We start from the raw sequence: 12,067 nt of genomic DNA on the forward strand, positions 1-12,067 counted from the left end.
CTGAGCAAGCTATTCAATAGTTATATAGTCGATCGAGGCAGTAAAACGGTGTGACCATCTCGATAGATTCGTTTATCGTCTGGCTCATCTATGTGAGTTTAAGACTGGCTACATACGTCAATTAAGTGATTTGTCGCTTAATGAGAGCGATAGTGCGACACACTTAAAAGGTACGAAGCCTAAAATACTTTCGATAATTTAAATTGTATACATAATTCACTTTATTCAATATTGAAAACGAGACTTGAGCATTAAATGAGCACAAATCACATCCTGATTGTTCTAGGAAAAAGGCTAAACAACAATTTATTGACCAAAGAAGGCTCAAGTCGAGTTGAAGCGTTACATCGATATTTGAAACGTCATGATAACCTTCAACAAACCGCGGTCGCATTTTGTGGTGGTGTTACTGCTGGTCAAAACGTGTCAGAAGCACAAATGATGCATGAGTATTTTCGTGAATTGGAATCCACGTTAGCTACGCCATTCGAGCTATCGGCAGTGATCTTAGAACAAGAATCTACGAATACCGTAGAAAACATTCAAAATGTGGCCAGAGCACTGATTGAAAGTCAGCTGTTTCAAAAAGGTCAGTCGATAACGGTGACCTTTGTTTCCAATGACTACCACTTACAACGAATCTTCGATATTCAGGATTTGATGGACGAGCAAGGGCTGTTGAGAGTATTGATTGAGAAGTGCAGCCTATTGGGTGTTGAATTAGACATTCAGCGAGAGGTGGCTCAGCATATAGCGGTGGCGTACCCTCATCAAACGGTGCAGGGGCAATTGTTTCTGCTTATGGATGAGCTAACTACTTACCGAGTGTATTTGGAAGGTGTTTCCGTAGGTGCTTTTGAGCGGGAGTTACATTCTGTTAGAGAAGTACCCGCGAGTACGTCGTTGCAAGCACTGAAACGAGTGGGTGAGCTTTTGGATTCAAGCAAGGGCGTGGATACGTCTTTTGCTCTCGTCACTCCTCTGTTACCCGTTCTCAAAGCTTGTATTGAACAAACCCCAGCAGGCACACCAATTGAAAAAGTCAGGGAGTATTTAGCTTTGCTAGATACCAACCTGACTTTTCTTAATCGATACTTAGATCCTGAGGTGAGCTTAGAGCACCGCTGGTGGCGCTAGTGAAACTAAGCTTTCTTTTTGGTTAAACCTAGTACGGTTTTAATAGCCGCAAATGCGATCAGACAGTAGCTAAGCAGTTCCGTCCCTTCTTCGGCTATGTTTTTAACATTGCGAATGTAGTGCTCGTCCATTACACCTTGCCAAAAACTTCCCATGCCAAATAAGCGTGAAAATACTAGCAGTAACATGACACCAGTAATCAGTAAGTTCATGTGCGGAGAAGCTAAAATTAATGCTAATTGGTCGAGTGTTTTCTTCCCATTTTTACACGCATAAAAAATAGCGGACCCTGCGATAAGAACAGCTGGATATACCCAAGCACCATGTACGATTTGGTCAAACCAATGGTCTAGTTCGCGGATAAATAACACTGCAAAGAAGGCACTAATTAGAGTGGCGGCGTGTTTTATCTCGCTTTTCTCTCGCGCTAGGTAGGCAAAAGATAAAGAGCTTACAGCCAATAAGAATTGCTGCAGCATCTCAGTGACAGACGTTTCACCGATCGAACCACTTAAAAGCACGAAGTCGATGCGGATCGCCAAATTCACGATAAGACCGATTGCCATCACAACTAAAGCTGTCTGACAGCGTTTGAAAATGACTTTAGAAGTAGATTGCGACAGCGTAAATTCAGGTAGCTCGATGGACATTTGGCTACGTGTTTCCGAGTTTGGTTGGCTCTTCATTATCAGTGTGACTTATAAATTAGTGTGATTTATGTCACATTCTATATTTGGTTTCGAGAGAAATGTCAGAGGAATGTCAGGAAAGGAACACTGTACAATTGAGTTCTCACTCTATATTCAGCATGAATCCTAGGTGCAGAATATAGAACGAGAAAAATATGATAAGAAATTTAACTAGTTAGACAAACTGGTTATGAGCTTGACTCTTCTTTGTGGTTGTTGCGGAAATATTCCCACTGTTCGATACGTTGGTCGTCTGAAAATACGCAGTAAGTGACACGTTGTTTGTTTTCAGTAACCGTCTCTAGTTCACCGTCTTGTTGTACGCAATATACTGCCGCAGGGTTGGCCATAGAAACGCGCTCTTTCTCACTGTATTCAGAGTATTCATTGGCACAGCCTGCTAAAACCATGCTTGCAGCCATCAGTAACCCGATTGATTTCATACTTTCTCCTAAGTGAATATTGGGTGACATATGAAATCAGTATATTTTAGATTTAACAAAATGGTGTGTGAACTTGGTCAAGAGATTGATTCAGACTATTATTTACACATGTTTAGGTAAATTTTGAGCTTTAGATCAAGCTTAAACATGAAGGTGCTTGAAGCCTGTGAATCATCTCTTGATTGCAAGTATTCTATGCGGTTATCTTTACTTAAAACGTTATATGGCAAAGGAATTAAAATGTCAGACCAAAAATACCGATTAGTAACGCGCAGCGATTTTGATGGACTAGTGTGTGCGGTGCTACTAAAGCAAAAGTTCGAAATTGACGATATTAAGTTTGTTCATCCAAAAGATATGCAAGATGGCAAGGTCGAGATTACTCCCAACGATATCGTAACGAACCTACCTTACGTGGCTGACTCTCATTTAACGTTTGATCACCACCTATCTGAAACCATTCGTAATAGCGGTGAGCGTCCAAATCACGTCATTGATCCTGATGCACCATCGGCAGCAAGAGTAGTTTGGGATTACTATGGTGGCACAGATACTTTCCCTGTTGAATGGGAAGAAATGATGGAAGCCGTCGACAAAGGTGACTCAGCACAATTTAACCGTGATGAAGTATTGGATTCTAAAGACTGGAACCTATTGAACTTTTTAATGGACGCAAGGACTGGTTTAGGCCGCTTCCGTGAATTCCGCATTTCTAACTATGCACTAATGATGGATCTTATCGATTACTGTAAGAACCACACGATCGAAGAAATTTTAGCGCTACCAGATGTAAAAGAACGAATCGACCTATACCGCGATCATGAAGCTAAATTTAAAGAACAAGTAAAACGTTGCGCAACCGTTCATAAGAACTTGGTTGTGCTAGATCTCGTGGAAGAGGACACCATCTACGCTGGCAACCGCTTTATGATCTATGCGTTGTTCCCTGAGTGTAATATTTCAATCCACAAAATGTGGGGCTTTCAAAAGCAGAACATTGTTTTCGCAACGGGCAAATCCATCTTTGATCGTGGCTCAAAAACGAATGTTGGTGAGCTAATGCTTAAATATGGTGGCGGCGGTCATAACGCCGCGGGAACGTGTCAAATTCCTACGCCAGATGCAGGTAAGGTTGAGCAAGAGCTTATTGAAGCCATCACCGCAGACGGTTAATGACTAATAGCCATTGATGATTGCCACTGGGAACTCTTTTGGAAAATAGTGTAAGCCCTGCGAATGAAGCGGGGCTTTTTGTTGCGCTCAATTCCCGTTTGAGTGTGTTACCATGCGCAAAAATTACAGATATTGATGCATTATGAGACACCTAAAAACCACTGTTCACCCAGATATTGATCATCTAGATGATAAGTCCGTGTACAAGCGTAACGCGGCGAGAGCGATCGTGCTTGATGGCGAAAATATCTTGATGCTTTATACGCAGCGTTATCATGATTACACTATCCCAGGTGGTGGTTTAGATGAGGGTGAAGATGTCATTGCTGGTATGGTGCGCGAACTTGAAGAAGAGACTGGTGCGCAGAATATTCACAGCATTAAGCCATTTGGTATCTTTGAAGAATTCCGCCCTTGGTACAAAGACGATGCAGACATTGTCCATATGATTTCGTACTGCTACACCTGTAAAATTGATCGCGAGCTAGGTGAAACCGCGTTTGAAGATTATGAAATTAAAAACGGCATGAAGCCGGTTTGGATTAATATTCACGATGCGATTGCACACAACGAGAAGACCATGGCCGAGAGCCCGAAAAAGGGTATGAGCATTGAGCGCGAAACGTTTTTATTGCATTTGATTGCTAAAGAGATGCTGTAGGTTAAAAACGTTTTAAAGACCTTTCAAACGCTAGATTACATCTTTTGCCGCTATTTTTCCGAACGGCTCAGAGTATGGCTGAAGGTTATTCATCACGAAAGAGTGGCCGCATTCTGGGTCACTACAACTACAATATAAGTCGTTATAACCCGCTGAAATATGGTTGGATTTTTGTATGCGGGCTTTCTAGCCACACTCAGGGCAAACTACTCTCATATGACACCGTGAACCTATCGAAAAGATAGGCTCATGGTACTAAATTATGGTGGGGATTTATACTGTTGTAGTTGCTTGATTCAATGTTAGGGCAGCTAAGGGTATTTCCTCATTTCCTGCAAAGTGATGGGTCAGCGGCATATTTTTTCGCATAGAGAGGGAGGTAACCTACTGGAGTACCAGAGCATGCTTTTAGTCCTGCTTTTTCATACTTTGACTCATAAATATAAGGTGTGGCAAGTGTTAATAGAATAGCTAAAGCAGCAAACCCTAAACTAGAAAGCGGTAATCTTGCGCTGTACCTATCTTCCCACCGCTCTTCTGTTATTATATAGCATATACCCAAGATGAGCATTATCAGCATAATTATGCCTATGGGAATAACTGCAAGGTCAAATCGAGAATATACCTCGACATCGCCAATAGGTTGTCCTAATTCAATGATATTGTTCCACCCCATATAAAATGAAGCGGTAGTCATAATAGCAAAAAGCAGTGTACCTGCTGCTATCTTGTATATTCTTTTAATTTTTTCTAATGCAGGTTTTAGCTTCATAATGATTTCAAAATCAATTCATTTAGTGATTTTTTTACGAACGCTTTAACTTCGGTTTCTATTACTTCCTTGCCTGTTTCGAGCGCCCCAGAGACTAACATCGCAGCTAAATCAACAATGCTATCGTGAGCACTTTACTCCTTTGCGCTGTTCAATGTTAGGACACCTGAAGATGTACATTCATTTCTTGCAAAGAAACGGGTCAATAACATATTTCTTTGCAAAGAGAGGTAGGTAACCTACATTGCACCAGAGCATACTTTGAGGCCAGATTTTTCGAAGCGTGACTCGTATATTGATAGTGTGATTAGTGTTACCAATGCACATAATATGAATGAATTATTATACTGTAGCTAACAGCATTCCCAGAAAAGTCATCGAGACGTGTTTCTTTTTTTACAAAGTAAAACGGCAGCCACGAGCAACGAAATCTAAGTACCATCCATCGGAATCACTGCTAAGCTAAATCGAGAATATACATCTATGTCAGATACTACATTTAAAAGAGATAGTAGCTTGTTAATCCCGATGTATAAGCTAACGACGGCTAGGAGTGCTATCAAAACAGCCACATTTGCAACCTAGAGTGAGTCATCATTTCCCGCAAAGTGATGGTTCAACAGCATATTTCTTTGCAAAGAGAGGGAGGTAACCTACCGGAGTACCCGAGCATGCTTTTAGCCCTGCCTTTTCATACTTTGACTCATAAATTGAAGGGGTTATTAGTGTTAAAATTAAGGCAATTCCGAAGAAGGCTAATGAAGACATCGGTAACGCCCCACCATATCTATCTTCCCAACGTTCCCCTGTAATGATATAGAATATGCTTATTATGGTCATTACAAGTGTAAAAATTCCCATAGGAATAAGGGAAAAATTGAATCGTGAGTATGTTTCTACTTCACCGATAGGCTGCCCAAACTCTAAGATGTTTAAGTATCCTATATAGAGCGCGTACACGGTAATTGCAGCAAAAATTAAGACTCCTGCTACGAGGGTGCAAATTCTTTTAAGTTTATTTACAAAGGATTTTATATTCATATTGGCTTTAAAATTAATTCGTTAATAGATCTTTTGATGAAACGCTTTAGCTCTGCCTCGATTACTTTTTTACCAGTCTCTAGAGTACCTTCTATAAGCATTTCCGTAGTGTCTAGTATTCCGTTATTTACTTCTCTTTGGAGCTCTCTACCTTTTTCTACTGCTTCTTGTTGAGCTTTTTCCAGCAACTCAATAACCCGTGGTGTTATTCCATAGTATTCATCTAATCCATTCAGTGCGAATGCTGCGAGAGTACCAACAACAACAACAGCTGCTAAATGAGCCGCAACGAAAGATGTTGCAGCTAATGCAATCGTTCCAGCTATACCTGCTACTAACGAAGCTATTCCAATTTTTACAATATCAGTAGCCAAGGAACCAATCAGGGTAGTCAAATAGACTTCATCATTGAGTATATAGTCAAGAATTCTGAAGCCAGCAGCGACATAAAATGTTAAGACGGTCCCTGATTTTATTGAATTGGCTAGGCCGTACTTTCCTATGCCTAATTGTACAATCTTAGGGTTGTCTAGTCTGTAGTTTGTTCCCGTAAGTATGCGTCTCAAGCCGGAGTATCCACTAAGTGAAATCATTTCATTACCTAAGTGATTTAGGGAAACTGCTGCCTTCATTCCTAAGGTTGCTTTTATACCTAACTTAGTAGCTTTTAGACCGTGGATGTTAAACTGTGCGATTATCATAGAAGTGCTGACAACATCTTTCCCATTGACACCATAATTTACCATCACTTGCCCTCCTGTAGAGGTAGTGATCGACTTCCATGTATCCTTAGTATCCATCCACCCCCAACTTTGTAGTACTTTAAACGCCTCTTCTAATGTTAAAAGCATCACTTCAGTGTGATTATGTTGTAATTGCGTCCTTAGCGTGTTGTCGGGTAGTACCTTAGTATTGATGTATTCCCCTTCAGTAAAATTGTATGGAGGCCAATACATATTTTCGGGGGCTATGTTAGCAGTTGGTGTAGGTGCACTATGCTGTGTAGTTGCTTGTTGGTAGCTCGATTTTTTTAAGGGAGGCAAAAAACCTTTCCCCATGCCAGGGGTTACTCGGCATGCTTGTACTTCATTTTGGTAAGCCATAGAAGTTTTCGGGAAGAATGTCTCTTCATCAGCATTGGAATTGGTCACTGATGTTGCTTTCATTTCCGCCTCTTTGGCCATGGACTTTTCAGGAAATATACTTTTTTTATCGCTCATTCGATTTACGCCAATATAATTTTTCACCATATTAAATGCGCTATATAAAAAAGTAGTCTGAACATCTAGTGATTTTTACTAAATAACCATGGGTGTGCAGAGGGTCACAAATTAAGAAAAGTTAGGTATTTTTACTCGCCCTGCAGCTAACGCCTTTGTAACTGAGTCCAAGGACAACGCATTTGTCTTTCTGTGACGTTATTTTGTTTGCTCATTGCTGTTTGGAATGTTGATGGACACCGATCGGAAACTACCCACGCCATAGCTTGAAAACATTTTTCTGTTTTAGTTGTTCTTCATCTTTTTTGCTCAAATTTGGCTCTTTCACATAGACAATTAAGCTTGCGTGTAACCGCCTTTGTAGTAACGGCATCGGAATGTGGTGGAGTTCTTATTAAGCGATATAGACTGAATACAGCCAAGATTGTCGGGGACACCAAAAACTTATGAACGGAGTCGTACTGCTTTACAAAATGATGCCCTCTTTCTTGTACTTCGGATCTTGCTCTCATGTCTTAGAAATACAACGTTACCATCATTACGTTTTCGTAAATACATGATAGGGATAGGCCATACGCCTAGAACTTGCTCGAAGTGATTGTGTAGTTTGAGAAGGGCAGTATTTCCGAATTCTAAGAAGCCGTGCTTATAGTTAGGACTGAAATTTTAAGATTGAACACGTGCAATCAACGAAAATACGTATGAATAGGCTGTCGAAATCGTCTTTACTGTATTCTTCACGAGATCATCAGCAATATTTATTGTGATTTGATGAAGAACGGCCCAAACGAGTAGTTTCGTCTGGGCCGTTTTTGTTAGCAGTCATTTCTTCCCCCAGAAAGTCACTGCATTAGAACGCAAGCAAAGGCGTTGTCTAGTTCTAAAGTACTAAGTTGCCTAGGCTATGTAAAATATCAACAGCTTCTCTAAGATGAACAAATTATGAACCTGAAGTTGAATGCGAGCTAGAGATCAGAATGATTGCAAATGCAACGTTTCTAAGTGTGTTTGCATGGAAGCAGTCTCACTAATTGCTCAACCTAGTAGCCCTTTTTGAGGGAATGGCTTTGAATGTCTGATGTTAAATAAATGTATGAATATACTTCTAGATTGTTATCAAAATCGCATATAAGGTATGAATAGAAAAAGATTTATTTAAAAGGACTTAGCGATGTTTCGAGTTGTCATCTTATGTTGTTTCCTGCTGTTTCCATCGTGGAATGTGTTGGCGGAAGATGTGAAATATTCAGAAAGGGAATACGTCGATAGGCCGTTGGTTGAACGCTATATTCTTGATGAGTTAAAAAGTTTAAGGATGGATCAACAGGATCTTGAGCGTCGCCTTACGGTTCAAATTACCGACCGAGAGCTGGAAGTTGCCGATAAGTCCTTGAATTATGTAAATGTTACTGTGACCTATTTCTTCTATATTATTGCAGGGGTCGCTTCATTGATCGCCCTTATTGGTTGGCAATCGCTGAAAGATATTAAACACAACACTAAGCAAATGGCTGACCAACGCTTGAATAAGATCGCTCAAGAATATGAAAAGAAGTTTTTGGATCTGGAACGAGATTTAAAGCGTAAGACTCGAATCATTTCGGAGAACAACCGAGAGATTGAAATCATCAATGAAATTCATAACTTATGGCTGCGTGCTCAGAGCGTACAAACTGCCGAGCAAAAAATTGAAGTGTACGATGAGATTCTTAAAGTGCGTCCTGGCGATTTAGAAGCTTTAACCTACAAAGCTGATGCAGCAATGGAAATCAGTGAATTCCACTGGGCTATGAGCTTGTGTAACCGTGTGCTAGAGGTGGACGACCAAAATGCTCATGCCTTATATCAACGAGCGTGTGCGTATGCACGGTTAGGTGCTGAAGGCCAAGCGATTGATGACTTGATCCGCTCGGTAGAAGCCAGCGGTTCGATGCGTGAATTGATAGCCGATGAGCCGGATTTTGAAATGCTTCGCGGGCTAGAAAGGTTCGAGGCGTTACTAGAGGAATAAACTTGGTCGTCAATCTCGGGTTGGTGTGAGTTAATAGAAAAAGCATGAGCCATGGCTCATGCGTTTTAGGTTTTAGGTTAATTGAAGTGATAAACCCTATTTAAACCCGTAGCGATTTAAGATCTGTTTGGCTTCTTCACTTTTTAAATAGGTGACAAAATCATTCGCGCTTTGCGATTCACTTACATTAGCAATCGGATAGGTGATGCTTGAGTGTAGTGATTCACTAAAGCTATGTACGATTCTGACTTTTTCACTCGCCAGCGCATCCGTTTTGTACACAACACCAAAGGGCGCTTCGCCTAGCTCTACCAAGACTAAGGCTACGCGAACGTTTTTGGTTGGTGCCAATTGACGGTTGATAGCATCCCAAACGCCTAATGCGCTGAGCGCTTCTTTAGCGTAGATTCCTGCCGGCACACTTTCAGGTTGCCCTATTGCTAAGCGCTCCCCTTTAAGGTTTGCTTCCCACGCCGCTTTATCCGTTACATCCAGTGCGCCTTCAGAATCTTTTGGGGCAATCAGAACCAAACTGTTACTGGCGAATGAAGATACAGCGTTAGGCTGGATAGAGTCTTTGTTGACGAGATGGTCGACCCACTTTTGGTTAGCTGATACAAAAATGTCGACTGGAGCTCCGCGCTCTATTTGTCTTGCCAGTGAAGAAGAACCACCAAAGACTGGAATGATTTTGACGTCTTCTTTCTTCATGTATGAGTCGGAGAGTTCTGTGATGGCATTCGTCATTGAAGACGCCGCATAGATTCGGATTGTTTCTTGTGCATTAGCAGCAAAAGCCAAGGAGGCTAATAATAGGGCAGAAAGCTTTTTCATTGGTTCCATTCACTCTAGGGAAGGTGGAGTTCTATTTTATCGTATCGGCTTTATTCAGTGCGTAAGCTCTTGTAAGGAGTATTGAATTCTTTGCGTAACCAATTTCTAAGTTGTAACACACTTTCAAGTTTAAGTTTGTCTGGAGGACACACAAAGTAAAAGTCTTGATAAGGGTTGGTTACGGCATCGCCTATTTCTTTGAGTAATCCATGATTAATGTCATCTCGTACAAACTGCCGATGAGTAATAAAAATACCCAGTTGCCGAATTGCCGCTTGTACCGCTTGAATTGAGACATTAAAAGACAAATTGTTTTGGCCCGTTGGTACCCCGACATTATGATGCTCACACCATACCGACCAATCATGTTTGCGTCGCTCATTGGTCACCGCGATTGCTGGGAATTTGTTAAGTAGCTCTACTGCAGACAATTCTTGACCATCAGGGATGAGCTGAGGGCTGCACACCATAATTAACTCATCGCCGCTCAACTTTTCACAATAGTAGTCTTGCCAGTCATTCGGCTGACCATGCACAAGTGCTACATCCACTCCCTGTTTTTCGAGTTGAAACGTACCAGCAAGGGTGGATATTCGAATATCCATTTTAGGGGCAAATTGTTGGAAACCTTGTACACGAGGGATCCACCAATGCATCGCTAAAGAGTTAATCATATTCAAAGTGAGCCGGTGTTGCTCTGGGGTTCTTGTTAGTTCTTCCGTCGCTTCGACGATAGTTTCGAGCGCTGGAGAGACTTTTTTGTAATATCGCTTTCCATCAGCATTAAGAATCACATTCCTGCCCACTCGTTGGAAAAGTGGCTTACCGACTTGTTGCTCTAGTGATTTAATGGCTTGGCTGACAGCAGAGTGGCTGACACATAACGCGTTTGCGGCGTTGGTCATACTTCCGGTTTCTGCAACGGCAATAAAAGAGTATATCGACTTGAGCGGCACGAGTTTTTTCATAAGTAAGTTTTCCTTACAGGTTTGGTCAATAATACTCGCTATTTTTAATGACGTCACCTTCTTAAAATACTCATATCAGGAGGTAGTCGATGTCTAAAAACTTTCAATCAACCACATTCATGTTGCTTTCAACATTCAGTCTTTCCTTTACCGGGTTACTTGCAAAATACTTGTCTCAAATGATGCCCGTCGAGCAATTGAGCTTTCTTAGGTTTGCAGTGCCAGCCTTGATTCTGTTCGTATTCTTGAGCTTTATTAAAATTCGTACCTTCTCCTATACCACTTATAAACCGCTTTTGGTTCGAGGGTTCTGTATTGCAGCTTGTCAGATTTGCTTTTTGCTATCGCTGCAGCGTTTAACATTAGTCGAAAGTATTGTTCTGTTTAGCTCGGGGCCACTGTTTATCCCAGTGTTAGAAAAGCTAATGTTTGGTACACGAATCAGCGTGATTACAGTTTTAGGCTTGGCGATGACATTTTTAGGGGTGATCCTGATGGCAGGGGATCTCAATCAGTTTGAATTTAAACCGGAACTGTTGCTTGGGTTAGCGGCAGGGGTATTTAATTCTGGCTCACAACTGAGCTTATACCGAGCGACCAAAGGTGAAATGACCCCCATAGAGCTCAATGCTTGGACGTTTACCATTGCGTCTGCACTGTCTATTCCTGTGGTGATATTCGCAAGCTCGCTAAGTGAGTTTGACGTCAGCTGGGTGATGGATGGCTCCACTAACTTTGTAGTGATAACGTCGGTGGTCGTCATGTCCTTTTTGATCATCAATACCCAAGTGTTTAGAGCGAAAGCTTATACGTTAGCAGAGAGTGGTTCTCAGCTCGCTCCACTGATCTTCACCAATCTGTTATTTACCGCCCTTTGGCAGTTCATGTTTTTTGACGATACGTTTTCGATTACACAAATCATAGGTATCTCTTTGATTGTGTCGGCGAGTGTGATGAATACTTTGTTGGTGAAAATGGTGAATCGTAAAAAGAGTAAGTCTACCGCAACGATAGTCGTTACAGCGAAATAGTGACTAGGGAAAACACAGGTTTATATAGCGATGAAGATAGCCAAAACCTTCTGCCCAAGATTTTGGCTATCTTTTTGAATGTTAGCT

12 protein-coding genes and 1 pseudogene are annotated in these 12,067 nt (G+C 41.4%); 5 read left to right on the plus strand and 8 right to left on the minus strand.

Annotation, left to right across the window (positions count from 1 at the left end):
* The first annotated feature begins 255 nt into the window (after window positions 1-255).
* The gene (locus ELZ11_RS07975) at window positions 256-1,137 is read left to right on the plus strand and encodes a YdcF family protein (protein ID WP_137356850.1); all 882 of its coding nucleotides are present in this window, start codon (window positions 256-258) and stop codon (window positions 1,135-1,137) included.
* A gap of 5 nt (window positions 1,138-1,142) precedes the next feature.
* Here the strand turns inward: ELZ11_RS07975 and ELZ11_RS07980 are convergent, their stop codons facing one another.
* Together ELZ11_RS07980 and ELZ11_RS07985 are read right to left on the minus strand one after the other, a co-directional pair.
* Window positions 1,143-1,823, minus strand: a complete 681-nt coding sequence (locus ELZ11_RS07980) for a hypothetical protein (protein ID WP_137356851.1) — start codon at window positions 1,821-1,823, stop codon at window positions 1,143-1,145.
* Between the two features lie 191 nt (window positions 1,824-2,014).
* The gene (locus ELZ11_RS07985) at window positions 2,015-2,269 is read right to left on the minus strand and encodes a putative hemolysin (RefSeq protein ID WP_137356852.1); all 255 of its coding nucleotides are present in this window, start codon (window positions 2,267-2,269) and stop codon (window positions 2,015-2,017) included.
* A gap of 240 nt (window positions 2,270-2,509) precedes the next feature.
* Here ELZ11_RS07985 and ELZ11_RS07990 point away from each other — a divergent pair, with 240 nt between their 5' ends.
* Both ELZ11_RS07990 and ELZ11_RS07995 read left to right on the plus strand, forming a co-directional pair.
* Window positions 2,510-3,442 carry a DHH family phosphoesterase gene (locus ELZ11_RS07990; protein WP_137356853.1) on the plus strand — a complete coding sequence of 311 codons (933 nt, stop codon included), beginning with the start codon at window positions 2,510-2,512 and terminating at the stop codon, window positions 3,440-3,442.
* 142 nt (window positions 3,443-3,584) lie between these two features.
* Window positions 3,585-4,103, plus strand: a complete 519-nt coding sequence (locus ELZ11_RS07995) for an NUDIX hydrolase (RefSeq protein WP_137356854.1) — start codon at window positions 3,585-3,587, stop codon at window positions 4,101-4,103.
* Window positions 4,104-4,156: 53 nt separating this feature from the next.
* On the opposite strand, the pseudogene ELZ11_RS08000 reads toward ELZ11_RS07995, so the two are convergent.
* From ELZ11_RS08000 to ELZ11_RS08020, 4 genes and pseudogenes are all read right to left on the minus strand, one after another.
* Window positions 4,157-4,280 (minus strand): annotated as a pseudogene (locus tag ELZ11_RS08000) (ogr/Delta-like zinc finger family protein); the annotation flags it as partial.
* 148 nt (window positions 4,281-4,428) lie between these two features.
* On the minus strand, window positions 4,429-4,875 hold the full coding sequence (locus ELZ11_RS08005; RefSeq protein ID WP_137356855.1) for a DUF2079 domain-containing protein: 447 nt from the start codon (window positions 4,873-4,875) through the stop codon (window positions 4,429-4,431).
* A gap of 594 nt (window positions 4,876-5,469) precedes the next feature.
* Window positions 5,470-5,916 carry a DUF2079 domain-containing protein gene (locus tag ELZ11_RS08015; protein ID WP_137356856.1) on the minus strand — a complete coding sequence of 149 codons (447 nt, stop codon included), beginning with the start codon at window positions 5,914-5,916 and terminating at the stop codon, window positions 5,470-5,472.
* Window positions 5,913-7,136 (minus strand): hypothetical protein, encoded by a 1,224-nt coding sequence (locus tag ELZ11_RS08020; RefSeq protein WP_137356857.1) that lies wholly within the window; start codon window positions 7,134-7,136, stop codon window positions 5,913-5,915. The genes ELZ11_RS08015 and ELZ11_RS08020 overlap by 4 nt, the downstream gene beginning before the upstream one ends.
* A 1,171-nt stretch (window positions 7,137-8,307) precedes the next feature.
* Here ELZ11_RS08020 and ELZ11_RS08025 point away from each other — a divergent pair.
* Window positions 8,308-9,147 carry a tetratricopeptide repeat protein gene (locus ELZ11_RS08025; RefSeq protein ID WP_137356858.1) on the plus strand — a complete coding sequence of 280 codons (840 nt, stop codon included), beginning with the start codon at window positions 8,308-8,310 and terminating at the stop codon, window positions 9,145-9,147.
* 96 nt (window positions 9,148-9,243) lie between these two features.
* Here the strand turns inward: ELZ11_RS08025 and modA are convergent, their stop codons facing one another.
* Together modA and ELZ11_RS08035 are read right to left on the minus strand one after the other, a co-directional pair.
* Entirely contained in the window at window positions 9,244-9,981 is a 738-nt protein-coding gene (gene modA, locus ELZ11_RS08030) for a molybdate ABC transporter substrate-binding protein (protein ID WP_167494647.1), read from the minus strand.
* A 50-nt stretch (window positions 9,982-10,031) separates the two neighbouring features.
* Window positions 10,032-10,949: a LysR substrate-binding domain-containing protein gene (locus tag ELZ11_RS08035; protein ID WP_137356860.1), complete on the minus strand. Its 918-nt coding sequence runs from the start codon at window positions 10,947-10,949 to the stop codon at window positions 10,032-10,034.
* Between the two features lie 89 nt (window positions 10,950-11,038).
* Here ELZ11_RS08035 and ELZ11_RS08040 point away from each other — a divergent pair, with 89 nt between their 5' ends.
* Window positions 11,039-11,980, plus strand: a complete 942-nt coding sequence (locus ELZ11_RS08040; protein WP_137356861.1) for a DMT family transporter — start codon at window positions 11,039-11,041, stop codon at window positions 11,978-11,980.
* Window positions 11,981-12,067: the final 87 nt, after the last annotated feature.

It is taken from the genome of Vibrio profundi (genome assembly GCF_005281835.1).
Taxonomy (GTDB): domain Bacteria; phylum Pseudomonadota; class Gammaproteobacteria; order Enterobacterales; family Vibrionaceae; genus Vibrio; species Vibrio profundi.